The sequence below is a fragment of the Leifsonia sp. 466MF genome, assembly GCF_900100265.1.
Lineage (GTDB): Bacteria > Actinomycetota > Actinomycetes > Actinomycetales > Microbacteriaceae > Leifsonia.
On the sequence record NZ_LT629696.1, the window covers coordinates 486,988 to 512,492 of the forward strand.

The window sequence follows — 25,505 nt, forward strand, 5'->3', positions numbered from 1 at the left end:
GCACGCATGGGATCCTCCTCGATCGATGGGTGCTCCTCAGTATCGACCGTCGGTTGATGCCCGTCAAAGATTCGAAGTGCGTCGCCGCAATGCCTCCGAGGTATCGGATGCGCTCGTCAGTGGTGTCCTGAAGCGGGTGGGCTGGGGGTCGCGGTGCCGCCTCCCGTCATCGGGGCGAGCTTCGCAGATTGAGAGACCGCGGAGGCCCACACGAACTCATCGTTGTCGCTGAAGACGTAGTACGTTGAGCCGTTCGGCATCATTGCTACCGTGATACCGCCGAAGCCCGACATGAACGGGACGGTGAACGGCGTCGTGAAGGCGGGGTCGTTCACGGAGCTGTAGTCCTTCGCCCAGACGCCAGCGTTGTACCGCAGGACAGTGCTCCCGGTTACCGGCAGCCCGCGATCGGCGGGGTTGCGCTGCAGCGCCGCATCAAGGAGCCCGGGGTGGAGCAGCTGAACGCCATGGACGGCCCCGTGCTGTGGGCCCATGAGCCTGGCGACTTTCGCGATCGAATCCTGGGTCCAGAACATTCCGTACCCGCCGAACGGTGCTCCCGTCGGCGAGTTGTCTGTGCGCAAGGTGGTGAGGGAGTCCGGGCCGACGCCGGCCGGGATCAGTACTTCGTTGCACAGCATGCTGAAGATGTCGGCACGGGGACCCTCGTGCTGGCGAAGCAGGGCGTTCATGGCCTGCACGGCGAGGTATGAGTCGGACGTGTGGTAGACCCACGTTGTTCCTGGCGTGGCCGAGCGGGGGTAGGACAGCGCTGTCGCGGTTTTCTGCGTCTCGCTCTCGGCGGCGAAGAATGCGCTCATGGTGCTTCCGCCCTCATCGACTTCGTAGCCGGCGGAGGTGTAGTTTCCGGTCGCCATGTCGACCGCATCCCGGATCGTGACACCCTTCCACGCGGGCATTCCCGCCGCCTGTGGAATCAGCGCGGTGATCAACTCGTCTGCGACCGACGGTCCGTACTTCTGGGCCAGCCGCAGTAGCGCCAGAGTGCCGAACGCAGTCTTGGCTGTGGAGTAGGAGGGCATCAGGACCTCGCTGCAGAACGGGTGCGGGCCTTGCCTGGTCGGGCAGTCGCCGACGTAGTTCACGCCGCCGTAGACGAAACCGAGCGTCGTGCGCGCCGATAGGGTGATGCCTGCGCCGAATGCCGAGGTGTCGATCCCCACGGCAGGGTAGTCCGTCGCGAGCTGCGCGATGGGTCGCGTGGGGATGCGCGCAGCGAGCTCGGCGGCGAACCCGGCGCGGATTCGCTGCGCGTTCGCGACCTTCCCCTGGGTGACAGTGGCGGGCAGTTGCCCCCACATGTCGAACTGGAAATACTCGCAGGTCTCGCTCGTGATCTGGTACCGCAGGAGGGAGGTCTGGTTGCGTGAGAAAAGGAAGGTGATCAGCCCGTTGTGCACGCAGTTCGCGTTGCGCTCGATGAGGGAGAACGGGAGGGCGGCCCGGGTCAGTCTGCCGTCGCCGTTCTCCTGCCAGGCCCGGCCGACGCCGAGGGCGATGTTCCATGCGTCGTTCCCGGTGATCCGCACTCCGCGCTCAGCCGGAATCAGGTAGCTTCCCTTTTGCACGAGGGCGGCGGAGAAGTCGGGAAGATGCTTCACGGCGGCGATCGACGAGTAATCATAGGGATCCCTGATCGCGCTGAAGCCACCGACCTCTCCCGCGTGCGAGACGGTCAGTGTGCCCTCGAAGGAGTTCCGGGGGTTCGCCGCACCAGCCGGCAGCCCGAATGCGCTGCTTGCGACCGTCCCCGCGGCGTCACCACTCTGCAGTTGCGCCGCTGTGAGCACCGTGCGGGAGACGGCGCCGTTCCCGCGCAGGTCACCGAACCCCCGCGCTTCCGCTGCTGTCGCGCCTGTCGCGATCACAAGACTTGACCCGATGACGATCGCCGCCAGGCCGGCGACAAGTTGACGCACACGCATGTGATCCTCCTCGATCGATGTGTGGGCCTCAGCATGGGCGGTGGAGGGGATGCGCGTCCAAGACCTGTACTCTCTCTCGTCGATGCTTTCGCGGCATCAGAGTCAGTGCCGGCTCTGCGGATAGAGCTCGGCGACGAAGGCGCCGAGGTCGGAGAGGCAGTGCTGGATGCGGGCGCCGGCGTAGTGCTTGTCATCCCAGACGCCGTAGAGAGTGATGGCGAGATCACCGTCGGCAGTGCGGATCGGGGCGGTGTGCAATCCGTAGCGGGAATCGTCCGACAGGATGCAGACACCGCGGCCGGCCGCTGCGAGGGCGAGGGCGAGGGAGAGCGAGGTCGTCTCAATGGCCGGCGTGTACGACAATCCGGCGCTCGTGACCGCGTTGTCGAACATCTGACGCACACCGTGCGCGCGGCTCATCACGATGAGCGGCTCCTGGACGAGCAGTTCGAGCGGCACGTTCGGCATGTCCGCGAGTGGATGCTCCGGGTGCATCTGTGCCCAGAGGTAGGCGTACCCAACGACCTCTGAGCGGAACTCTGCTGGTGGCACTCGAGTGCCGACCGCGAAATCCGCGTCTCCTCCGGCGAGTACGTCGTATACGTCCTGAGGCAGCGACTCCACGACATTCTGGATGGCGCCTCGCGCGCCTTGGGAGACAATGAACGGCGCGATGATGTCTGTCACCGTCGTGGTAGCCGATGCGACAGTGAGGCCCGCTCCGCTTCCGGCGGCGATCGCCTTCGCCGTGGAGGATGCGCGGGCGGCGTGAGCCAGAAGATCGCGCGCGATCGGAAGGAACGCCTGGCCGGCCGCCGTGAGGATCACCCCGCGCGGCACCCGCTCGAACAATGTGAAGCCGAGATCGCGTTCCAGCCCCCGGATCTGTCGGCTCAGCGAAGGCTGCGCCACACGCAACTCGTCCGCAGCGGCGTGCACCGTGCCGAACTCGCACACCGCCACGAAATAACGAAGCAGGCGTAGGTCCATCAATACCTCCGAAGCATCGATCAAGTGATAATCAAGTATTGGCGAGTCTCGCTTCCGTGTCCATACACTGTCCCTACTCCGCACCCGGCGGAACGTCTTCACAGTGAGGTGCACATGGACGTCACCCGAAACAAACGCGCCAGAATCGCTGCCCTGGGCATCGCGGCCGCGCTCAGTCTCGCAGCCCTCTCGGGTTGCTCTCCCTCATCGAGCGGCACCAGTGCTGACGGCGGTGTGCTCACCGTCGCGGCTTCCGCTGCCGTCACCACGTGGGACCCCGTTGCATCCTTCTCGACGGAGGCTCTCTACATGGGAAACCTCTACGAGCCTCTGCTCTGGAAGAACCCAGAGGGCTCAGCGAAGGCATTCACGCCTGCCATCGCCGAGAAGTGGGAGACCAGCGCGGATGGCCTGACCTGGACCTTCCACATCCGGAAAGGCGTCACCTTCCACGATGGCGAGAAGGTCGACGCGGACGCGGTCGTGGGGAGCATCGAGGCCGCCCGCAAGCGAGCCGGAGCCGCCTTCATCTGGGCCCCGCTGGATTCCGTCACGGCAACGGACGCCTCGACCGTTGTCATGAAGCTGAAGTACTCGGCACCCATGGACCTGGTGGCGGCCTCCACATACGGCGCTTGGATCGTTGCGCCCAAGGCTCTCAAGGCATCCGCCTCGAACGACAAGTACTTCGAGAAGGGCATCGAGGCGGGCACCGGTCCGTTCACGCTGAAGGACTACGAACCGGGCAAGAAAGTCGTGCTCCAGGCCTACAACAAGTACTGGAACACGAAGAACGCCCCGCACTACAAGATCGTGGACATCTCGATCACCCCGGACGCTGTGACTGCCCAGCAAATGCTCACGGCGAAGGAAGTGGACTTCGCCACAACCATTCCGCTGGAGAACGTCGACTCCGTCGCAAAGCAGATGGGTGGAGAAGTGCGCGCGGCGAACTCGCCATTCAACTACCTGGCCTACTTCAACACGCTCCGTGCCCCGCTGAACGATCCGAAGGTTCGACAGGCGCTCAGCTACGCGGTGCCGTACAAGGACCTCATCGATGTCGGCGTGCAGGGCTACGGTACCCAGTCGCACGGGCCCGTACCGAAGGGTATCTTCCCGTACAGCGAAAAGGTCCCGCAGTACAAGCAGGACCTCGAGAAGGCGAAGTCGCTCCTCGCCGAATCCGGGCACGCCAACGGGCTGACCCTGAACCTGACGTACGCGTCGGAGAACCCTGCCGAGACACGTTTCGTGCCGCTCATCAAGGATGCCTTCGCCAAGATCGGCGTCACCCTGAACGTCACCGCTGAGCTGTTCAACCAGCAGTGGGAGAAAGCGAAAGCGGACCCGGCGAACGCCCAGGACATCTTCGTCGTCAACTACTGGCCCACATACAGTGACGCCGGGTCCGACAACCTGAACTCCCTGTTCCACTCGTCGGAGAAGCCGTTCTTCAACCTCAGCTACTGGAAGAACGCCGAGTACGACGCGCTGATCGACAAAGCCGGCACCCTCACCGGAAGCGACCGCGCCGCGGCCCAGGCGACGTACGAGAAGGCCATGGACCTGCTCGTCGAACAGGCACCTGGCTTGTTCCTGTTCGACGCACAATCGGTCACCATCATGCCCAAGGACCTGAAGTTCCAGAAGTTCAACGAGAACTACCCCTTCACGACCTTCTTCGCGCCGATTGCGCCGGCCGTCTAATCAAAACGAAACGCCGGGGCGGGCACGTCCCGCCCCAGCGTGGCCTACCCCTTGAAGGAGGTGCTCCCATGACACGGCTCATCGCCCGCCGAGTCGGATCTGCGCTGCTCGTGCTCCTCGTGATCACGCTTGTGGTATTCATCCTCTCCCGCGTCATCCCGTCCGACCCGGCTGTCGTCTACGCCGGCCCCAAGGCTCCGCCCGCGGAGCTCGCCCGCATCCGCATCCGCCTCGGCTTCGACCGCCCCCTGCCCATCCAATACCTGGACTACCTCTGGGGCCTCATCACCGGGAACTGGGGCGACTCGCTCTCGACCAAGCGCCCCGTGCTCCTGGAGCTCGCGACGCGGCTGCCGGCCACCCTCGAGCTGCTGTTCGCCGCCATGCTCTTCGCAACGGTCTTCGGCATCGTGCTCGGCGTGATCGCCTCCAAGCGCCCCGGCGGAATCGCCGACGGCGCCATCCGCATCCTCTCCATCGGCGGTGTCTCGATGCCGGCCTTCTGGCTCGGACTGCTGCTCCAGGTCCTCTTCGTGGGCCAGCTGCACCTCCCGGCGACCGGCGCTTTCTCGACTCAAACGCAGTACCTGCACCCGATCGCGAACGTCACTGGCTTCCCTCTCTTCGACAGTCTCGTCACGGGCAACTTCGTGGCCTGGGGCGACGGGATGACGCACCTCATCCTGCCGGCGCTGACTCTCGCCGCCTACCCTCTCGGCCTCATCGCACGGATGACACGCGCATCGATGCTCGAGGTCCTCGGTCAGGACTACGTGTTCACGGCCAACGCGTACGGTGTGCGCTCATTCATGGTGCGCTGGCGGCTGGCTTTGAAGAACGCCTTGCCGCCGTCGATGACGATCATCGGGCTCGCTGCGGCGTACGCGCTGACCGCTACGTTCTTCGTCGAGGTGGTCTTCAACTGGCCCGGAATCGGGCAGTTCGCCAGCACCGCGATGCTGTCTGTCGACTATCCGTCGATCATGGCGATCACCTTGCTTGGCGCGTTCGGGTACCTCGTTGCCAACCTCGCCGTGGATCTCGTGCAAGCCCGACTCGACCCGAGAGTGAGGGCGTCATGACTGTTACCCCGACCATGACCAGCGCCACGGCGGCACTCCGCCCGGCCGCCTTCTCCGCACGTGATACCGGGCTGAGCCGCTTGATCCGGGTGCTCCGCACCGACTGGCTTGCTGCGGCCGGCCTCGCTATCGTCCTTCTCGTGATCATCTTGGCTGTGTTCGGCCAGTGGATAGCGCCCTTTCCGGCCCAGGGTCTCGGCGAGACCAGTGTCGCCACCCGCAACCTCGCCCCCAGCGTCACTCACGTCCTCGGCACGGATCAGCTCGGCCGCGATGTGCTCAGCCGTATCATCATGGGCGCGCGACCCGCACTCGTCATCTCGCTCGTGGTCGTGTTCATCGCCGCGGTGATCGGCATCCCTCTCGGCGCCATCGCCGGCTACCGCGGGGGCTGGCTTGACGACGTTCTGATGCGCGTCACCGAGGTGTTCCAGGCATTCCCGCCGCTGCTGCTTGCGATGGTGACCGTCGCCATCCTCGGCCCCAGCCTGTTCAACGCCGGCCTCGCGCTCGCCATCGCCTGGTGGCCCTGGTATGCCCGACTCGTACGGGCGGAGGCACGCTCCCTTCGCGATCGTCCGTTCGTAGAAGCCGCGCGAGCAATCGGTGTCCCGGCCTGGCGCCTCGTCAGCGTCCATATCCTGCGCAACTGCATGACACCGGTGCTGGTTCAGGCGACCGTCGACATCGGCGCCGTCGTGCTCGCCGCCGGGTCGCTGGCCTTTCTCGGCCTCGGCGCGCAGCCGCCATCTCCGGACTGGGGCCTCATGGTGGCCGAAGGGCGCGGGCAGATCTTCACGTACTGGTGGATCTCTACGTTCCCCGGCCTCGCGATCTTTGCCACGGTCCTGGGCTTCAATCTGATCGGCGATGCGCTGCGCGACCTTTTCGACCCTCGGCAGGTGAAGCGATGAGTGGAACGATCAGCGAAGCGATGACCGACCTGCTTCTCGTGGAGGACCTGGAGGTCGCGTTCGCAGAGCGAGGCCGGATCACCAACCGTCCGGTCCGCGGTGTCACCTTCTCGATCGCGCCGGGGGAGATCCTGGGTGTCGTCGGCGAGACCGGCTGCGGTAAGAGCCTGACCGGACTGGCTGTGCTCGGCATGCTGCCTGAGGGCGCGCGCCCGTCCGGGCGGATCGTGCTCGATGGCACCGAGCAGGACTTCTCCGCCCCGTCCGCGGCACGCGGCGATGTCGTCTCGATCGTCTTCCAGAACCCGGGCACGGCGTTCAACCCCGTCTTCACTCTCGGGGACCAGTTGCGAGGGGTGCTACGCCGCCACCGTCGGATGAGCCGGGCCGAGGCAAAGGAGCGGATCCTCGACTACCTGGGCCTTGTCGGGCTCCCGGACCCCAGCCGCGTCTATGGCAGCCACCCGCATGAGCTCTCCGGTGGAATGCTGCAGCGTGTGATGATCGCGATGGCGCTTCTCTGCGAACCGCGCCTGCTGATCCTCGACGAGCCGACGACGGCACTGGATGTGACGATCGCGCGACAGATCCTGCAGCTCGTGCTGTCCCTGCGCGAACGCTTCGGTTTCGGCGTGCTGCTGATCACCCACAATCTCGGTGTGGTGCAGGAGATCTGCGATTCTGTCGCGGTCTTGTACGCAGGTCGCGTGATCGAGCAGGGGCCTGCGGCGGAGGTGCTGCGCAACCCGGCGCATCCTTACACCCGTGGTCTGATCGGCGCGCTGCCGTCGCGGCGTCGACCCGGTCAGATGCTCGATGCGATCGCCGGATCGGTGCCGGCGAACCTGCTGGGCATCACGGGCTGCGCCTTCGCCGATCGCTGTCCGGCCGTGCAAGCCCGCTGCCGCATGACGGACCCGGCCCTGGAGCCCGTCGCCTCGATGCACGAGGCGGCATGCCTGAGAGTTGGAGAGCTGTGAGCACCACCACGGACACTACTGACGCCGACGCGCTCGTCGTCGAGCACATCGTGAAGGTCTACCGCACACGCAAGTCAGAGACCCGGGCGGTGGACGACGTGAGCTTCCGGATCCGCACCGGGACCACGTTCGGCCTCGTCGGCGAGTCAGGGTCGGGCAAGAGCACCATCGCCCGCTGCGCCCTCAACCTCATCGCGCCGACGTCCGGTCGATCCCTCATAGCTGGGGAAGATCCCGCGAAGCTCCACCGGGGCGCGTTGCGACGACTCCGGGCACAGACGGGGATGGTCTTCCAGAACCCCATCATGGCGCTCGATCCGCGCATGCGCATCCGAGACATCGTGGCCGAGCCGCTGCGCACCCACACCCGGCTGAGCCGTGCGGAGATCCGGCGCAAGGTCGAGGAGCTCCTCGACGAGGTGGGACTTGCGGCGGTGCACGGCGATCGGCTGCCGCATCAGCTCTCGGGAGGCCAGTGCCAGCGCGTCGGCGTCGCGCGGGCGATCGCAACGGGCCCGCGCCTGTTGGTGCTCGACGAGCCGACCAGTGCGCTGGACGTGTCGGTGCAGGCGCAGGTGCTGAATCTCCTTCAGCGGCTCAAACGCGAGCGCGACTTGAGCTACCTGCTCATCTCCCACGACCTCGATGTCGTGCAGTACATGAGCGACGACGTCGGCGTGATGCGCGCCGGCTCCCTCGTGGAGACGGGGCGAGCTCAGGATGTGCTGACGTCACCGGCCCACGACTACACCCGCCGCCTGCTGGCCGCCATGCCCGCGGCTCCCGGGATCGCACAGCTGGATAGGAAGGATCTCCCCCCGAATCCGGGCACAACGACCCCCACAGCCCAAGACGAGATGAGAGTGCTGCGATGACCCGCCTCACGATTGAACAGAGCACGACCCGGCCGCCTCGCTACCCTGGGGTCGCGGAGGAGCTCGACCTCGACAGCTGGCAGGATGCGCCGCACAGCCAGTGGGCGTTCGCCCACGTGAGCGAGCTGGTTCCCACCGCCACCATCGGCCACCGCCCCCGTACAGACTCCGGGGTGGACAGGCTTACCGCTCTGGATGATGTGGCCGATCTGCGGGCGATGCTCGCGGAATCTTGGACCGACGCCTTCCTGGTACAACGGGACGGCAGAACGATTGCTGAGCACTACCGTCCCGGCTTTGCGCCAGACGACCGCCACCTGCTCCAAAGCGTGTCGAAGTCCATTTGCGGCATCCTCGTCGGAACGCTCGTCCACGACGGCCTGATCGACGTCAGGCGAACCATGGCGTCGTACGTCCCCGAACTCGACGGCTCCGCGTATGGCGACGCCACCGTGCAGCAGGTGCTCGACATGACCGTCGCGGTCGAGTACGAAGAGGACTACCGCAACCCCGAGTCGCACATGCAGGCTCAGGACCGCATCGCCGGGTGGCGTCCTCGTCGCGACACCGATCCGGCGGACACGTACGAGTTCCTGCGAGGGTTGAAGGCCAACGGCATGCACGGCCGGCGCTTCCAGTACTGCTCGGCCGACACGGATGCCCTGGCGTGGCTGGTGGAGGCGGTGACCGGTGAACGCTATCCCGTCGTTTTGGCGGCGCGCGTTTGGGAACGGCTGCGTTGCGCGCAGGACGCCACGATCACCGTCGACCCGTCGGGATTCGCCTCCGCCAACGGCGGAATCTCGTGCACAGCGGCTGACCTCGCCCGTGTCGGCTGGCTGATGCTCGGCGGCGGCACCATCGAAGGCAGGCGCGTCGTGTCCGAGGAGTGGGTGCGGCAGACCATGGCTGGGGGAGACCGCGACGTCGCGCGCAACCTCCTGATCCAGCGCGAATACCCACGGGTCTCGTACCGCAATCAATGGTGGTCCACAGGCAACGAGCGCGGGAACGTCTATGCGGTCGGCATCCACGGGCAGTACATCTGGCTGGATCCGCAGACCGGAACCGTGATCGTCAAGTTCTCCTCGGCACCCGATCCCGTCTCGGCCGCGGGCAACGAGATCCATGCGCGACTGTTCAGCGAGGTGTGCGCCGCGCTGCCGCGGTGACGTTTGCGCAGCAGTGGAAGCGAGACAGCGGGACGTCGCTAGGCCGTGTTGACTGACGCGGAAGGATTCTCGTTTACGAGACCTGCTTCGCTGAGCCGCCAGACTCTCAAGGCGAGGTGGATGTCGGCGCTCCACGGAGCTCGGCGCCAGTTCGGACCGAGCAAGGCGTCGATGCGTTCGGCCCGCTGGCGCACGGTGTTCCGATGGAGGAAGAGGCGGGTGGCCGTTGACTCAAGGTGAGTCCCGCATTCGAAGTACGTCCATGCGGTGAGGCGGAGTTCGCTGGAGTGCGTTTCGTCGTATTCGGTGAGGGGCCCGATTGTTCGCTCCAGCATCGCATCGACGGTCGCACGGTCGGTGCCGCTGAGAAGCAGCCCGGCGAGTCCCAACTGGACGGCGTCGGCGTATCCGCTGCGCCAGCCCAGAGCGACTTCGGCGGCGAGCACCCGGTGGGCCTGATGGTGAGCGCCCGCGATGAACTCGCTGCCGTCAGCGTGACCGATCCCGATCAAGGGGGACATCCCCTCGGTCCGGAGCGCAGCAACCAATTCGCTCGAGAGAGCGTGCACGACGTCGGGTTCCGCGGGACTTCCCAGGATGACACAGACCTCCGAGCCGTGGAGTGAGACGACAGCTGGCCGGTCCCGGAGCGCAGCACGCGTGGTGTTCAGGGCCTGATATCGCTCCGAGGGGCTCGTGGCGATGGCCAGGACTGCCGATGGTTCGGTAGCCGTGATCCCATACGATTGCGCTGCGGCGGTGAGCGCATGGCGGTCTCCGGACCGGTCCGATACCAGGTCGTCGAAGAGGGCCGATTGGGCCCGGTTGTACGCATCGATCAGGCTGCGCTCGAAAAGCATGATCGCGCCGACGAAGGTGGCGGCACGCTCGAGCAGCTGGGCCTCGATCTGCTCCACCGGGCCTCGTGCGACGAGGGTCGCAATCTGCTCGTCGCCTGAGGTGACGGACACGACGACGTACGGTCTGCGGTCCCAGCGGACGCCCACGGAGCGGCCGCTTTGCGTGGAGCTTGCGACAGCGGCCCGAACCTCCCAATGATCGAACGCCTGGCGCGGGAGCAGCGGCTGTCCTGCGACCAGTCGGCCTCGTGCGTCATGGATCCCGACAGCCATGTGGACAGCCTCGCTTAGGGTTCCGGCCACGCCGGTCAGCCCGGTCGGTGCCACCAAGCTCTGCACCATCTGATCGTCGAGGCGAAGCACCTTCTCAACGCGCTTCAACCGCTCCTCCCCCTGGCCCTCAGCACTCTTCACCTGCGTTGCCAGTGCTGCATTCTCCGCGACCAACCTCGATTGCTCTACCGCGATCGCTCCGAGCTCAGCCATACGCTCCAACGCCTCGACAGCGCCGCGGGGGAAATGGGTCGCAGTGCGATCGGCCACGAGCAACCCGCCGATCACGCGGCCTCCTACGCGAAGCGGCGCGCCCATGATGGCGACCACACCCTCCTCTCTGACGATCTCGTCGATGTCCGGAAGATGATTCATGTCCGAGTCGGAGAGGTAGTCCGCCGTCTGCACCACGGCACCTCCGGCGGCGACCGCACCCAGCACACCCGTTCCGAGCGGCATCCGGATGCTCCGGTAGGCCTCCGTCCGAACTCCGTCGGTAACGTGGATGTAGGTCTCGCCGGCAGCGAGGTCATTCAGGCTCAGGTAGGCCATGTCGGTGCCGAGGAGTCGGCGCGTGTGGCGCACGATCGCCCGAGAGACGAGAACGCCGTCTCTCACATTTGCGATGTCTGAGGCGGACTCGCGCATGGCGCGCAGAACGGCTGCGGTCGAGGGCGGGCTGGTTTGGTTCGGGCGTTCCACCCGAGCATCGTAGCGTCGGCATGGCACGGTAGGCCATTCATTATCGGTCTTAATGTGCCATCGGGCCATAGCGATATCTCGTCGAACGCGGGAGGGTTGCACAACCGCAGGTCGCGGTGGCCCTGAACCGACCAACAAGCAACGGAGGTTGTTGTGACTGAAATGCGCGTCCACGTGCTGTCCACCGGTGTTATGGAGACAGACCTGACCTGGCTTCTCCTCAAAGGGGGCCGAACGATCCGCGACCGATTCCACAAGGATGACCCCGTCGTGTGGGGTGACTGTCCCACTCATGCAGTCCTGATCGAACACCCCGAAGGGCGGATCTTGTGGGACACCGGGGTCCCACGCGACTGGGAACAGCGGTGGGCGCCGACAGGTTTCCAAGACTTCTTCCCCGTCCGTGAACCCGTCAACGGCCCCGGATACCTGGACAGTTCGCTCGCACAGCTCGAGCTCACCGCCGATGACATCGACATCCTCGTCCTCTCGCATCTCCACTTCGACCATGCGGCCAACGCGAAGATGTTCGACAACGGCAAGACCCGTATCGTCGCCAACCACACCGAGATCTCCGAAGCCCTGAAAATAGAGGGCTACTCCCAGGGCGCGCACATCGTCGACGACTACCGCGACCTCCCTCTTGAAGGGATCAGCGGCGATGTGGAGATCGTTCCCGGCGTGAGCGTGATCGAGACTCCCGGGCACACCTGGGGGACCATGTCGCTCAGGGTCGACCTCGAGAACGAGGGGACGAAGATCTTCACCTCGGATGCGGTGTACCTGGCCGACAGCTTCGGGCCACCCGCGGTGGGTGCGGCGATCGTGTGGGACAACCTTCGCTGGCTGGAATCGGTCGAGAAGCTCCGCGGAATCGCAGATGCCACCGGCGCTGAGGTCATCTTCGGTCACGACGGTGAGCAGGCGAAGACGCTCCGGTATGCCCCCGACGGCTTCTACAACTGAGCGGAATGGACCGATGATCCTTTACGACTACCAGTGCGTCAACAGCCACCGCTTCGAAGCCGCTGTGCGATCGATGGCGGACGCCAGCCCGAACTGTCCGACGTGCGGTGCGGAGACCGCCAGGCGTCCCTCGCGGGTCCAGCTCGGCGGGCGGGCGTCCACCGGACCCAGCCGGGAGCAGATGCCGAAGAGCTGGAACGCAGTCCGCGGCGGCGACAAGGAGACAGTGCGCCGATGGCACGATCTGGCCGCCAAACGGGAAAAGCTCGAAGAACGCCATCCCGAACTCGCCGGCGATCGGCGACCCGTCCTCGCGCACGAAGGGATCTTCCGCGAGAAGCCCCTTCGCGCGGGCGACGACATCGCGAAGTCGGTGTCCGAAGCCGTCGCCACTTCGAAGGAGAAGGAGAAATGAAGATCACAGGCGCTGTCCTCCACCAGATCGGCTTGAGCCGTCCCTATTCCCAGTCGCAGCCGCTCACCGTGGAAGAGCTGGAACTCGATCCGCCGGGCCCAGGCGAGGTTCTGGTCCGGATCGAAGCGGCCGGACTCTGCCATTCCGACCTGTCCGTCGTCGACGGCAACCGGATGCGACCGGTGCCCATGCTTCTTGGGCACGAGGCCGCTGGGCGCGTCGTCGAACTGGGGGACGGCGTTGAGGACCTGAAGGTGGGGCAGCGTGTGGTCATGGCGTTCCTGCCGAGATGCGGTGAATGCGCGAATTGCCTCACGGAAGGGCGGCTGCCCTGCATCCCCGGCTCTGCTGCGAACAACGCCGGGACGCTGCTGTCCGGTGAGCGCCGCCTGCATGCGGACGGCGATGAGGTCTTCCATCATCTGGGGGTGTCCGGATTCGCGTCCCACGCTGTCATCGATCGGCGCTCCATGGTTCCGGTCGACGACGACATCCCGCCGCAGATCGCAGCCGTCCTGGGATGTGCGGTGCTGACCGGGGGAGGGGCGGTTCTCAATGCGGGCAAGCCCCACGAGGGAGACACCATCGTTGTCGTCGGTTTGGGCGGGGTCGGCATGGCCGCCCTCATCACGGCGGTCTCCCTCGGTCTCGGGGAGGTGATCGGCATCGATGCCGTCCCCGAGAAACTGGAGCGGGCGCGAGAGCTGGGTGCCACCGCTGCGTACACCCCCCAAGAAGCCATCGAGCGAGGAGTCAAAGCCGCTGTCGTCGTCGAAGCGGCCGGGCATCCTCGTGCGTTCGAAACAGCTATCGCTCTGACAGGTGTGGGAGGGAAAACGGTCACGGTCGGCCTTCCCGCGCCGGCCGCGGAGTCGATCGTCAAGCCGCTCGGTGTCACCGCCGAGGCGCGCACAATCGTCGGAAGCTACCTCGGCTCCGCCGTTCCCTCGCGGGACATTCCGACTTACGCCCAGCTGTGGCGCGAAGGACGGCTTCCCGTCGACGCGCTCGTATCTTCCACGATCACACTCGAACAGGTGAACCAAGCGCTCGACGAGCTCGCCGACGGTCACGCGTTACGGCAGATCATCCTGTTCCCCGAACCCGATTCGAGCTCAACAGTGGAAGGCAGCCGAGAATGACACACCCGCGCGAGGAATCCCTCCTGGCAAGCGTGCCGGACCTCCTGCTCATCGGCGGCCGCTGGCGTGCGGCCGCACACGGGAACACCTTTGCCGTCGAAGACCCGTCCACCGGCGAGATCATCGCACGAGTCGCCGATGCCAGCCCCGAGGACGGCACTGCGGCCCTCGACGCCGCCGTCGCCGCTCAGAGCGGATGGGCGGCCACCCCGCCGCGGGTACGAGGCGAGATCCTGCGACGGGGCTTCGAAGCGGTGACCGCCAGATCCGAAGACTTCGCGTTGCTGATGTCGCTCGAGATGGGAAAGTCTCTCGCAGAAGCTCGCGGTGAGGTCGCCTATGGTGCGGAGTTCCTCCGGTGGTTCGCAGAGGAAGCCGTCAGAGTAAGCGGCCGGTACACCCAGGCCCCCGACGGCAAATCCCGCCTGCTGGTGCTCAAGAAGCCGGTCGGCCCGTCCCTTCTCATCACCCCATGGAACTTCCCCTTGGCAATGGCCACCCGCAAGATCGCTCCGGCCATCGCGGCCGGCTGCACGATGGTCATGAAGCCGGCCGCGCTCACACCTCTCACGACCCTCCTCCTGGCCGAAGTGCTCGAGACGGCAGGCTTGCCGGCCGGAGTTCTCAATGTGATCCCCACGAGCACAGCTCGCGCCGTCACAGGCCCGCTCATCGCCGACCCACGGCTCCGAAAGCTCTCCTTCACCGGTTCGACCGAGGTGGGACGCGGACTGATCGCCGACGCCGCGCAGAATGTCCTACGGACGTCGATGGAACTCGGGGGAAACGCTCCGTTCATCGTGTTCGAAGACGCCGACCTCGATTTGGCTGTAGCCGGTGCGCTCGCCGCCAAACTCAGAAACATCGGGGAAGCATGCACAGCGGCGAACCGGTTCTATGTGCACGAGTCCGTCGCGGATGAATTCACCCGACGCCTGGCCGACGGCATGAGCGCGATGAAGATCGGCCGCGGCGTCGAACCAGACACCCAGCTCGGTCCGCTGATCGACGAGGCCAGCCGGCGGAAAGTGGAAGCCCTCGTCGACGACGCCATCGGCCTGGGAGCCGTAGCTCTCGTCGGAGGGAAGGCGGTGGACGGTCCGGGCTATTTCTATGAACCCACCGTCTTGACCGACGTGCCGCCCGAGGCGCGAGTGTTCGCTGAGGAGATCTTCGGACCCGTCGCCCCGATCGCCACCTTCCGAACGGAAGAACAGGCGGTCAGGCTGGCCAACGACACGCCGTTCGGGCTGATCGGGTACGTCTTCACCCGTGACCTCGCCCGGGCGTTCCGCATGATCGAAGCGCTTGAAACGGGCATGGTCGGGCTCAATTCCGGGGTGATCTCGAATCCCGCTGCACCCTTCGGCGGGGTCAAGCAGTCCGGGCTGGGCCGGGAGGGGGGCCTGGAGGGCATCGAGGAGTACCTCGAGACCACCTACGTCGGCATGGCCGATCCCAACCTCTGATCCAGTCCCATTTTTCCCAACGTTCGAAGGAGAACGAAAAGCATGTCCGCACGCGCAGCATCGACCGTGGTGATCGGGATCCTGGCGGCTCTGGCCTGCCTGCTCACCGCCACACTTGTCCCCATCCCCGTCTGGGTCCTGTTCGTCGGATGGGCATCCTTCTTCACAGCGGGAGGCGGCGTCGCCGGCCTCGCCAGATCGGTGATCATGAATCTCGTGGGAATGGTCATTGCGGCGCTCGCGCTCGTGGCGATCACGGCAGCCGGAGGCAACGTCTGGGTGCTGACGATCTCCGTCGGTGTGGGCGCCGCGACCCTCGTGGCGTCGAGCCGGATCGCCCTGTTGGCGGCGACGCCCGCCGGGTTCCTCGGTTTCGCGGCCACCTTCGGGTTCTTCACGGCGGGTGCGAAGCTGACGGCGCCATTCGGGTTCGACTACCCGTTGGTCCTGCTGACGGTCGCATTCGTGGCCGGCGCGCTGTTCGGTATCGCGTCCGAGAAAGCTGGAGCGGTGCTCGCTTCCCGGAAGACATCGGCCCGCGCGACGAGCTCTGCCGACGCATGAGGCGCCGACGATGAACCACGTGGCGATGGTCCCGGATATCTCCACCAAGGATGAAGCGGTCCTTCATGTCGAGGGCGGCGGCGTCGCGGGGCGACCGGTTCTCCTGCTGCACGGTCTCGGCTACGCCTCATGGGCTGGACACCCCCTTCGCTTGCGCCTTTCTCCGACCGTGCGCCTCCTCTCGCTCGACAATCGTGGAACAGGCAGATCGTCGCGGGGAAGCGCACCCATATCGATCGATCGCTTCGCCTCCGACGCTGCGACCGTCTTGGAGCAGCTGCGAGAGCGGGGGATGGGCCGGACACCGGTGATCGGTCATTCGATGGGTGGATACATCGCGCAGCTGCTCGCCGTCGCTCGCCCCGACCTGGTGTCTCACGTGGTGCTGGTGAGCACGAGCGGGGGCGGCCCGACCGCGACGCCCGTCCCCGAAGCCACCCGCCGATTGTGGCTGGACTCGTCGACGCTCCCTGCGGACGAATACGCCGTACGCACCATGCCCGTGTCCTTCGCAGAGGGATGGCCGGCACAGCACGCCGATGCCTACCAGGAGCTGCTGGCGGCCCGCCTTCGATATCTCACACCCCCCACGGTGTGGCGGGAGCAGTACGACGCCTGCGAACGGTTCCTCGAGGCGGGGTACGACCACTCCCAGCTCACCACTCCCGCGCTCATCCTGCACGGCAGCGCCGATCGGGTGGTCCCTGTCGAGAATGGCCGGGATCTCCACTGGACCCTACCCTCCTCCCGCTACCGCGAGGTCGAAGGAGCTGGGCACGCACTTCATCTTGAGCACCCGGAGATCGTCGCGTCTGAGATCAATGATTTCCTCACAACCGATCACGCTAGTAATAAGGAGTAAGAACATGCCGAGCATCGAAGTCGCCCCCGGCGTCCGCATGGCCTACGAGGATCGGGGAGCAGGAGACCCGATCGTATTCGTCCACGGCTGGGGTGGGGCCGGAGATGTCTGGGACTATCAGATCCTCGACCTCGCGCCCACCCACCGTTGCATCACCGTCGACCTGCGTGGTCACGGCGCCTCGGACAAGCCATGGGGTGACTACAACTACGACATGTTCGTCGAAGACCTGCATACTCTCATCACCGATCTGGACTTGACCGAGGTCACTCTAGTGGGTTGGTCCATGGGCGGACACATCGGCCTCAGGTACGCGCACGAGCATCCCGGCCGCATTCGACACCTCGTGCTCACGGGGAGCGGACCACGGTTCTGGGAAGCACCCGACGCTCCGTTCGGCACTCCATCGGACCAGGTGCAACCTCTTATCGACGCCGTCCGTTGGGCGCGCACCGAGACGATCGCCGGCCTGTACGGCAGCAACTTCCATCGTGACGACCTCAGCGCGACGGAGCAGTGGTTCGTTCAGACAGGGTGGAAGGTTCCGGCCTTCGTCGGTCTGACGAGCTTTCAGGCCCTGATCGACAACGACCTTCGAGAGATCCTGCCCGAGATCGACCTTCCCGTCGCGGTCTTCAGTGGGCGCCACGACCAGATCTGGGATCCGCGGTGGTCAGAGGAGACCGCTCGCCGCATCCCGAATGCCACTCTCACCTGGTTCGAGAACAGCGGTCACGTCGCCTTCATCGAGAACCGGATCGAGTGGAACGCCGCTCTGCTGGACGTGCTGGAGGGAAGGTCGCCGGCCGGTTCCCTCGGGTCGGCAGGGAGTGCGGCAACGGCCTGAGGTGTGTATCGCACACAACACTCTCTCGGCCTGTCATCTTTCGCGCTCGAGAGATCTGGGTCGGTCCTCCGTTCGTTCGACATCACGGTCGGCGACCATCAGCCGATCGGGTGCGAGAACGCGTTCGATGCCCAGGACCAGCCCGCCGGCGGCACCGGAATCGAAGCCCAACGCAGGTCTGACCAGAGTGAGCTCCCGCGTCGAGATGGGCAGCGCCTGCTGGTAGACGATGCTGCGCACGGTGGCGAGGAGTTCCTCGTCGGCGTCGGCGAGCGAGCCCCCGAGCACGATCCGGTGCGGATTGATGACATGCACGAGGTTGGCTATCGCCTCCCCGAGATGCTGGTCGGCCCGGCGGACGCTGGCTCTGACCTCTGGATCCCCTTCGGCCAGCCGGCGCAAGAAGAGGTCTCGCTCGTCGCGGGTCGTCGGCGTGGCGGGAGCTGCTCCGGTCATCGAACGGGTGAGTGCACCCACGGAAGCGATCGTTTCCAGGCAACCGTGGCTCCCGCAGACACAGATGTCGTCGTGCCCCGTGACCTTCAGGTGCGCGATCTCGCCCGAGGACCCGTCTGCGCCGCGCATCAGAACTCCATCCGATGTGACGATCCCGACTCCGATCCCAGTACCGACCTTGACGTACAGCAGGGGCCCGGAGAACTCGGAGCTCGCGCGCGCTTCACCGAGGGCGCGAAGATTGACGTCGTTCTCGAGAATGACGTCGCAACGGAGCGCTTCGCTGACGTACTGGATGACGGGGAAGCGGTCCCAGCCCGGCATGAAGGGAGGCCGCACGATTGACCCGTCCCGATGATCTACCGGCGCCGGCAGTCCGATCACAGCTATCACCGCGCGATGGGGAAGATCGGAGAGGATCTCTCGGAAGCCGGCCACGATCGCTTCGAGCACGACATCGGGTCCGTTGGAGAACTCGATCTGGATGTGTGCTTCCGCGACAGCATGCTGACGGATGTCGAACACCTTCAGGTTCGACCAATGGCGGCCGCAATCGGCCACCAGGACATACCCGTAGCTCGGGTCGAGCTCGAGGACCGCCGCCGCCCTGCCACGTCCGCCCGATTGCTGATAACCCTGAGTGCGAACGACTCCGCGGTGCAGGAGTTCGCGCACCCCCGCATCGACGGTGGATCGAGCCAGCCCGCTCGTGCGGACCAACTCGGGCTTCGATGCGGCGGCGCCGCTCGCGAGCAGTCGTGCGAGCGTACTCGCCAGAAGGTCCTCGTCAATCCGCGCCGACAGGGCTGGAGCGGCGATTCTCAAAGACGGCATGCAGCACCTGCCCTTCTTCATCGATGGAGACCCTATCAACGACCGCTGCGGACGATATTAGTCCGACTAATGCGGTTTAAAAGCGCAAAAGAGACATTGATTACGCCCTCCCAATGCGTTTGAGTCACTATCACGTCGGTACACCTAAGGTGACCGGATCTTTAGAGCTCGAGGAGGAGCACGGTGGCCCACATGTTGACATGCTCAGCCGACCAGGTAGGTGGCGGCAGTGTTTGACGAGCTGATGCTCCCCGATCAGGCGGATCTAGTGGGACCGACGATGGGCGGCACGGCGGCCGTCGGCCTTCGACTCCCGTGGTACCGGTCGCTCCCGCTTTCGTGCGTGGAGGCTGTTGCCATCTCGATCGATGACGACACGGTCGATGGCGAGGGCATGACGATCAGCGTCGGAGACGCCGAACACCCGGTCGCCGATCTCGGTGGGTTGGCCGAAGTCGAGTGGTTCGTGCTGGACCGGGCAACGGTCCGTTTCACAAGGCCGGACGGGCTGCAGCCGGGCATGCACAGCGTCGCTCTCACGCTGACACTCCGGATTCCCTACGCAGAGCCGGAGTACTGGCCCATCGACTTCACGCAGACGGCCGAACATTCACGCACCGTCGAATTCCTCGGTAAGGACAGCTGATGACCCTCAAACTCGGAGTCACGCTCTACAGCTTCAACGTCGACTACTACACGTATCGCTACTCACTCCAGGACTGCTTCGCCGCGGCCGGCTCGCTGGGCGAGGGCCAAGGGGTCGAGATCGTCGGTCCGCAGATGATCCGCGGGTTCCCGGTACTCACCCCGGAATTCGAGTACACGTTCCGCAAACTCGTCGACCAATACGGGCTCCAACCCAGCGCGTACGGCGCATACGCCGACCGCGAGCGCTTTCGCGGCCGGCTGGCCAGCAGAGATGAACAGATCGACTACCTGCGGTTGCAGATACGCGCTGCTGCCCGACTGGGCTTCCCTGTCATCCGCACGCAGGTGGCCGAGTCGGTCATCAACGACCTGCTGCCCTACGCCGAGAAGTACGACGTGAAGATGGGAATGGAGATCCATGCGCCGATGACGGTGGAGGCGTTGAAGCCAGCGATCGAGAAGGTCCAGAAGATCGACTCCCCGTATCTGGGGTTCACTCCCGACAGCGGGGCGTTCTGCCACTCGCCGGCGGCGATCTACGTAAAACGGTTCACCGACCAGGGCGTGCCGGAACAGGTGATCGACCATGTGCTCAGAGGGTGGAGGCAACGCACTCCGGTGGAGCAGCTGCGTCAGGAAGTGGCGGACCTGGGCGGGGGCGCCCTCGGCGACCTCATGGCTCTAGAGAGCGAGGTCTACTTCGGTCACGGCCACCCCCAGGATCTTGTGCCGCTCCTACCTCACATCGTCCACGCGCACGGCAAGTTCTACGGCATCGACGAGTCGGGAACGGACTCCGCCGTGCGATTCCCGGAGATCGTCTCCGTCCTGCTCGATGGCGGCTACGACGGATTCATCTCCTGCGAATACGAGGGGCACCACTGGGACACCGAACTCAGTGCCCTCGATCAGATCCGCACCGTGCAAGGATTCCTGCGCAGGCAGATCGAGACGAAGGCCGCCGCATGAGCGTTCAGCTGTCACAGCGATTCGACGTGATCGTCGTGGGCTCCGGCGCCGCCGGAAGCATCGCCGTGAAAGAGCTCACCGAACGCGGCCTCGAGGTCCTGCTGCTCGAGGCCGGACCGGACATCAGCGAGGCCGACTTCGCGCCGCTGCCGCCAGAGCCCGTGCGGCCCATGGGGATCGGTCTCTACCCACGCGCCAAGGCAGCAGTACTGCGCCGCCAGCCGATCCAGGTGCGTCGTGCGTTCTTCAGCGAGAAGACCAGCCCGTTCCTCGTGAACGACCTTCAGAACCCGTACTCGGTCAAGGGGCAGGACTTCCTCTGGGTTCGTGGGCGACAACTCGGTGGACGACTCCACTCGTACGGGCGCGTGCTCCTTCGCAGTTCCGATTACGACTTCGACGGAGGGGCGGGCCGCGAGCGCGGCGCCCAGCGTTGGCCCCTCCGCTATGCCGACGTCGAGCCGTGGTACGACCGCGTCGAGGAGTTCCTCGGGCTGTACGGCAACACCGACGGCGTCCCCATCCTCCCCGACGGGAAGTATATCGGGGCGTCGTCGCTCACGGAGGCTGAGCGCGATTTCGCGGAGAAGACCCGAGAACGATGGCCGGAGCGTCGCGGCATCGCGTGGCGGTATGCCGCACCGAACCCTCAGCGCGTCCCTCTGGGCATCCTGGCCGCGCGACGCACGGGCAGGCTGACCACCAGGACGGATGCTGTCGTGCGCCAGATCACGATCGACGATCGGACGGGCCTCGCGGATGGCGCTGTGTTCATCGACCGGGTGACGAAACGTGCGCATCGAGTCTTCGCCGACATCGTGATGCTGTGCGCGTCCACCATCGAGTCGGTGCGGCTTCTGGCCAACTCGGGCAGCGCACGCCACCCGGACGGTCTCGCCAATTCCTCCGGGCTCGTCGGCCATTACTTCATGGACCAGACTCCGGCACTCCTCTTCGGTGACACGCCTCGTTTCCGCGGATGGGAGGACGACACGTCAGCGCCCGTTGACGCGTACTACGCCGCGGCCGGCGGGCTGTATCTCCCCATGATGGACGGCTTCGCACCCGGTTCGCCTTACGTCGGCGGATACGCGGTGCAAGGGGTGCTGGGGCGAATTCCTGTCCCGCCCGGGCATCCGGGAGCAGTCGGAATGATGGGCTTCGGCGAGATGCTTCCCCACCGCGAGAACCACATCACCATTCACCGTCGCCGCAACGATGCCTGGGGCGTCCCCATCCCTAGGATCCACGTGACGCTGACCGACAACGAGAGGGCCCTTCTCCGGGAACAGGTTCGCGGGATGCGGGAGATGGCCGAGAACGCAGGTGTGCGCGTCAACTTCGCCGGGTCCACACTGGGCCTCGACTCGAAACGGGTCTTCCCCGACGCGGATCCGTTCAGCCGCGCCATCTTCCGAGCCTCGTTCACCAAGAGCCTCGCGATCGGTGCCGCGATCCACGAATGCGGAGGCGCACGAATGGGAGACGATCCCGCCACAGCGGTCCTCAACCCGTTCAACCAGGCGTGGGACGTGCCCAACCTGTTCGTCACGGACGCCAGCAGCTACGTCACCAACGGCATCGTCGGTCCGACCCTCACCATCATGGCGTTGACCGCCCGGGCCTGCGCGCACGTCGCGTCCGAACATGCCGCGGGTACTCTCACCCGCCACCGCGCAGGGGCGGTGGGCGAATGACCGCGCGCAGCCCGTCGGAGCATGCTGGAGCACCTGAAGGCGAACAGCAGACGACCGTGCTCTACAGGCCCGGCAACCCGCTCTCGCTTTCCGAGCCGCCCATACCCGAGTTCAGGCCGGGGACCCGTCTGCTTCCCGCGGCCTCTGTGCACGCAGAGGGGGCGCGGCCTCTCCCGGTGGACATCGAGGTGTTCGACGATGTCGCCATCACGCTTTCGGATGGGACGACGCTCTACGCCGACGTCTACAGGCGCGCCGGCACGGCTGCTATACCCGCGATTCTCCTGTACACCATCTACAGCAAGCGCGGCGGCTACTGGAACGCGAACGTCAACGCCACTCGCTTCGGCGTGCCGGCTGAGCAGCTCTCAGGGCTCCAGCCGTTCGAAGCGCTCGACCCGGCGGCGTGGTGCCAGCACGGCTACGCGCTCGTGGTCGTCGACGCACGCGGCACCGGGCACTCCGGCGGGGACTTCCGGTTCCTCGGCTCCACGACAGCCGGCGACGTCGCCGATGTCGTGGAGTGGACGGCCGCTCAAACCTGGTGCACCGGGAAAGTCGGCATGGCCGGCAACTCCTACTTGGCGATGGCGCAGTGGGCCGGTGCCGCCGAGCGACCGCCGCACCTCGCAGCCATCGCTCCATGGGAAGGCGCCACTGACGTCTTCCGCGACATTCTGATGCGCGGCGGCATCCCCGATCTCGCCTTCCACGACGCCGACATCGTGGGACACCTCTACGGGAACGGCCGGTTCGAAGATGTCACCGGTACCCTGCTCAGCTACCCGCACGAGGGCGCGTATTGGGCGGATAAGCGTCCCGAGTTGGAGTCGATCGAGGTGCCCGCGTACGTAGTGGCGAGCTGGACGAATTCGCTCCACACCCGATCGACGCTGCGGGCGTACGAGCGCTTGGGGTCCGAGCAGAAATGGTTGCGAATTCACAATACTCACGAGTGGGTGGATATCGCTGATCCGGATCGTCTGGCCGACCTGCGGCGGTTCTTCGACCGCTATCTAAAGGGCGAGTCCAACGACTGGGAGACCACACCACGGGTGAGGTATTCCATCCTCGAACTCGATGATCGCGACCTGGTCGACATCCCCGCCCTCGCCTATCCGCCGGTCGACGCTACGGCGACCCCGCTCCATCTGGATGCGAACGCTGGAACTCTCGTCCGTGCTCTGCCAGCTGAGAGCGGCACCGTCGGTTACGACACCGCGGATCCGGCCGCTGCAGCTCGGTTCGTGTGGCCCGTAGAGGTTGAGTGCATGCTCGTGGGGCCGCTCAATCTGCACCTTCGCGCGGAGACCAGCGATGGGGACGATATGGATCTGTTCGCCAGCGTGTACGTCACCGATGCCGACGGAACCGTGCGCTTTCACGTGCCCTATCCGGCCCAGCGGGAGGCCGTCGCGTCCCGTGCGCGGGATGGCCGCCTGACCGCCTCGGACGTCTACCTCGGACCGACTGGCCGGATCCGGGCCTCCCGGCGTGCGCTCGACCCACGCCGCTCGACTCTCCTGGCGCCGTATCTCGCGCACGACCGAGATGAGCCGCTTTCCCCGCGGGAACCCGTCGACCTCGATATCGGGCTGTGGCCGAGCGGGCTCCATCTCCGCCCCGGGCAGCGCCTGGTACTCGAGATCGCGAGCAGGCCAGGAGGGCCGCTTCCTCCGTCGCCCACCGTCACAGGACTGCCGGCAGCTCAACTTCCGACACGGAACGCCGGACGCCACACCATCCACACCGGCCCCCATGCCGGTTCCACCCTCTACGTGCCTCTTGTCGCCGCGCGATGAGAACCAGCACTCAACCGATCCGGACGGAGGTGCACCCGTGAAGCGCCAGCTCCCCAGAATCTCGCAACTCACCGAGATGCTCACCATCCGTCGGCCCACGCTCGACGGGACCGAGCGCCGTCTCCGTTCGGCCTCGACCATCGGCGACCTGCGTACGATCGCACAACGGAGAACACCGCGAGCGGCGTTCGACTACGCGGACGGAGCCGCAGAGCGGGAGATCTCGATCGCGAGAGCCCGTCGCGGATTCGATGACATCGAATTCTCGCCTCGGATCCTTCGGGGCCTACCCTCCGACGTCGACACGTCCTCGCAGATCCTCGGAGCGCCGTCCGAGCTTCCATTCGCGATCGCCCCGACAGGGTTCACCCGTCTGATGCAGACCGATGGGGAGATCGCCGGCGCCTCCGCTGCCGGGGCGGCGGGCATCCCCTTCACGCTGTCGACCCTCGGCACCGCATCCATCGAAGAGGTCGCGAAGGCCAATCCGACGGGGCGGAACTGGTTCCAGCTGTACGTGATGAAGGACCGCGAGATCTCTTACGGGCTGGTGAGCAGGGCAGCGGCAGCCGGGTACGACACGCTGTACTTCACGGTGGACACACCGGTGTCCGGAGCGCGATTGCGCGACAGGCGAAACGGATTCTCCATCCCGCCCCGGTTGACGCTGCGGACGGTCGCGAACGCCCTCCCTCGCCCGTGGTGGTGGTTCGACCTTCTGACCACAGCGCCCCTGGAGTTCTCGTCCCTCACCTCCATCGGTGCCGGTGTCAGCGAACTGGTCGACGCCGCGATGGATCCCTCGATCTCCTATGCGGATCTCGACACCGTGCGAAACCTCTGGCCGGGAAAGCTGGTCGTGAAGGGCGTGCAGAACCTCGAGGACGCCAAGAAGCTGACCCACCACGGAGTCGACGGAATAGTCCTGTCCAACCACGGCGGACGGCAACTGGATCGTGCACCGGTCCCGCTCAGCCTCCTCCCGGCCGTCGTACGCGAAGTCGGGCGGGATGTCGAAATCGGCGTCGACACCGGGATCATGTCCGGCGGGGACATCGTGGCGGCGGTTGCGCTCGGCGCACGATTCACCCTGATCGGCCGCGCATACCTATACGGACTCATGGCCGGCGGACGACGTGGCGTCGACCGGACGATCTCGATCCTCAGGGACGAGGTCATCCGGACGATGAAGCTTCTCGGAGTCCAGAATCTCGCTGATCTCCATCCAGGGCATGTCAGACAGCTCCACAGTCTGGAGCTCCAAACGAACCGGATCACTCCCCGGTCCGCCGTGCTCTCACCACTGAAATGACGACGACGTCAGAAGGGA

22 protein-coding genes are annotated in these 25,505 nt (G+C 65.7%); 18 read left to right on the plus strand and 4 right to left on the minus strand.

The window, feature by feature from the left end:
• Window positions 1-116: 116 nt before the first annotated feature.
• Entirely contained in the window at window positions 117-1,946 is a 1,830-nt protein-coding gene (locus BLR91_RS02350; protein WP_089877431.1) for a hypothetical protein, read from the minus strand.
• Between the two features lie 102 nt (window positions 1,947-2,048).
• Window positions 2,049-3,038 (minus strand): LysR family transcriptional regulator, encoded by a 990-nt coding sequence (locus BLR91_RS02355; RefSeq protein WP_157694682.1) that lies wholly within the window; start codon window positions 3,036-3,038, stop codon window positions 2,049-2,051.
• Window positions 3,039-3,050: 12 nt separating this feature from the next.
• Between BLR91_RS02355 and BLR91_RS02360 the strand changes: the two genes are divergently transcribed.
• The 6 genes from BLR91_RS02360 to BLR91_RS02385 all read left to right on the plus strand — a co-directional run bounded on the left by BLR91_RS02360 (window position 3,051) and on the right by BLR91_RS02385 (window position 9,669).
• Complete coding sequence (locus tag BLR91_RS02360; protein WP_089877424.1) at window positions 3,051-4,646, plus strand: ABC transporter substrate-binding protein; 1,596 nt, start codon at window positions 3,051-3,053, stop codon at window positions 4,644-4,646.
• A gap of 68 nt (window positions 4,647-4,714) precedes the next feature.
• On the plus strand, window positions 4,715-5,728 hold the full coding sequence (locus tag BLR91_RS02365; protein WP_089877421.1) for an ABC transporter permease: 1,014 nt from the start codon (window positions 4,715-4,717) through the stop codon (window positions 5,726-5,728).
• A gap of 14 nt (window positions 5,729-5,742) precedes the next feature.
• Window positions 5,743-6,642 (plus strand): ABC transporter permease, encoded by a 900-nt coding sequence (locus BLR91_RS02370; RefSeq protein WP_089877417.1) that lies wholly within the window; start codon window positions 5,743-5,745, stop codon window positions 6,640-6,642.
• A 20-nt stretch (window positions 6,643-6,662) separates the two neighbouring features.
• Entirely contained in the window at window positions 6,663-7,622 is a 960-nt protein-coding gene (locus BLR91_RS02375) for an ABC transporter ATP-binding protein (RefSeq protein ID WP_197674307.1), read from the plus strand.
• Window positions 7,619-8,497 (plus strand): ATP-binding cassette domain-containing protein, encoded by an 879-nt coding sequence (locus BLR91_RS02380; RefSeq protein ID WP_197674308.1) that lies wholly within the window; start codon window positions 7,619-7,621, stop codon window positions 8,495-8,497. The genes BLR91_RS02375 and BLR91_RS02380 overlap by 4 nt, the downstream gene beginning before the upstream one ends.
• Entirely contained in the window at window positions 8,494-9,669 is a 1,176-nt protein-coding gene (locus tag BLR91_RS02385; RefSeq protein WP_089877409.1) for a serine hydrolase domain-containing protein, read from the plus strand. Before BLR91_RS02380 ends, BLR91_RS02385 begins: the two co-directional genes overlap by 4 nt.
• Before the next feature lie 38 nt (window positions 9,670-9,707).
• On the opposite strand, the gene BLR91_RS02390 is transcribed toward BLR91_RS02385, so the two are convergent.
• On the minus strand, window positions 9,708-11,504 hold the full coding sequence (locus tag BLR91_RS02390) for a helix-turn-helix domain-containing protein (RefSeq protein WP_172823180.1): 1,797 nt from the start codon (window positions 11,502-11,504) through the stop codon (window positions 9,708-9,710).
• Between the two features lie 174 nt (window positions 11,505-11,678).
• Between BLR91_RS02390 and BLR91_RS02395 the strand changes: the two genes are divergently transcribed.
• The 7 genes from BLR91_RS02395 to BLR91_RS02425 all read left to right on the plus strand — a co-directional run bounded on the left by BLR91_RS02395 (window position 11,679) and on the right by BLR91_RS02425 (window position 17,769).
• Window positions 11,679-12,470 carry an N-acyl homoserine lactonase family protein gene (locus BLR91_RS02395; protein ID WP_231918798.1) on the plus strand — a complete coding sequence of 264 codons (792 nt, stop codon included), beginning with the start codon at window positions 11,679-11,681 and terminating at the stop codon, window positions 12,468-12,470.
• A 181-nt stretch (window positions 12,471-12,651) separates the two neighbouring features.
• The gene (locus tag BLR91_RS20290; RefSeq protein ID WP_231918799.1) at window positions 12,652-12,885 is read left to right on the plus strand and encodes a hypothetical protein; all 234 of its coding nucleotides are present in this window, start codon (window positions 12,652-12,654) and stop codon (window positions 12,883-12,885) included.
• Window positions 12,882-14,027: an alcohol dehydrogenase catalytic domain-containing protein gene (locus tag BLR91_RS02405; protein WP_089877398.1), complete on the plus strand. Its 1,146-nt coding sequence runs from the start codon at window positions 12,882-12,884 to the stop codon at window positions 14,025-14,027. The genes BLR91_RS20290 and BLR91_RS02405 overlap by 4 nt, the downstream gene beginning before the upstream one ends.
• Complete coding sequence (locus BLR91_RS02410; protein WP_089877395.1) at window positions 14,024-15,496, plus strand: NAD-dependent succinate-semialdehyde dehydrogenase; 1,473 nt, start codon at window positions 14,024-14,026, stop codon at window positions 15,494-15,496. The genes BLR91_RS02405 and BLR91_RS02410 overlap by 4 nt, the downstream gene beginning before the upstream one ends.
• 42 nt (window positions 15,497-15,538) lie before the next feature.
• The gene (locus BLR91_RS02415; RefSeq protein ID WP_089877391.1) at window positions 15,539-16,060 is read left to right on the plus strand and encodes a DUF1097 domain-containing protein; all 522 of its coding nucleotides are present in this window, start codon (window positions 15,539-15,541) and stop codon (window positions 16,058-16,060) included.
• A 10-nt stretch (window positions 16,061-16,070) separates the two neighbouring features.
• Window positions 16,071-16,922 carry an alpha/beta fold hydrolase gene (locus tag BLR91_RS02420; protein WP_089877388.1) on the plus strand — a complete coding sequence of 284 codons (852 nt, stop codon included), beginning with the start codon at window positions 16,071-16,073 and terminating at the stop codon, window positions 16,920-16,922.
• A 4-nt stretch (window positions 16,923-16,926) separates the two neighbouring features.
• On the plus strand, window positions 16,927-17,769 hold the full coding sequence (locus BLR91_RS02425) for an alpha/beta fold hydrolase (protein WP_157694681.1): 843 nt from the start codon (window positions 16,927-16,929) through the stop codon (window positions 17,767-17,769).
• Window positions 17,770-17,802: 33 nt separating this feature from the next.
• Here the strand turns inward: BLR91_RS02425 and BLR91_RS02430 are convergent, their stop codons facing one another.
• Window positions 17,803-19,080, minus strand: coding sequence for an ROK family protein (locus tag BLR91_RS02430; RefSeq protein ID WP_089877382.1), 1,278 nt, complete (start codon window positions 19,078-19,080; stop codon window positions 17,803-17,805).
• 208 nt (window positions 19,081-19,288) lie between these two features.
• Here BLR91_RS02430 and BLR91_RS02435 point away from each other — a divergent pair, with 208 nt between their 5' ends.
• From BLR91_RS02435 to BLR91_RS02455, 5 genes are all read left to right on the plus strand, one after another.
• The gene (locus BLR91_RS02435) at window positions 19,289-19,705 is read left to right on the plus strand and encodes a C-glycoside deglycosidase beta subunit domain-containing protein (protein ID WP_089877379.1); all 417 of its coding nucleotides are present in this window, start codon (window positions 19,289-19,291) and stop codon (window positions 19,703-19,705) included.
• A complete protein-coding gene (locus BLR91_RS02440; protein WP_089877376.1) occupies window positions 19,705-20,676 on the plus strand; it encodes a sugar phosphate isomerase/epimerase family protein in 972 nt (323 codons plus the stop codon). Before BLR91_RS02435 ends, BLR91_RS02440 begins: the two co-directional genes overlap by 1 nt.
• Window positions 20,673-22,373, plus strand: coding sequence for a GMC oxidoreductase (locus BLR91_RS02445; protein WP_089877373.1), 1,701 nt, complete (start codon window positions 20,673-20,675; stop codon window positions 22,371-22,373). Before BLR91_RS02440 ends, BLR91_RS02445 begins: the two co-directional genes overlap by 4 nt.
• The gene (locus BLR91_RS02450; protein WP_089877369.1) at window positions 22,370-24,175 is read left to right on the plus strand and encodes a CocE/NonD family hydrolase; all 1,806 of its coding nucleotides are present in this window, start codon (window positions 22,370-22,372) and stop codon (window positions 24,173-24,175) included. The genes BLR91_RS02445 and BLR91_RS02450 overlap by 4 nt, the downstream gene beginning before the upstream one ends.
• A 76-nt stretch (window positions 24,176-24,251) precedes the next feature.
• Complete coding sequence (locus BLR91_RS02455; RefSeq protein ID WP_231919014.1) at window positions 24,252-25,487, plus strand: alpha-hydroxy acid oxidase; 1,236 nt, start codon at window positions 24,252-24,254, stop codon at window positions 25,485-25,487.
• The last annotated feature ends 18 nt before the right edge of the window (window positions 25,488-25,505 follow it).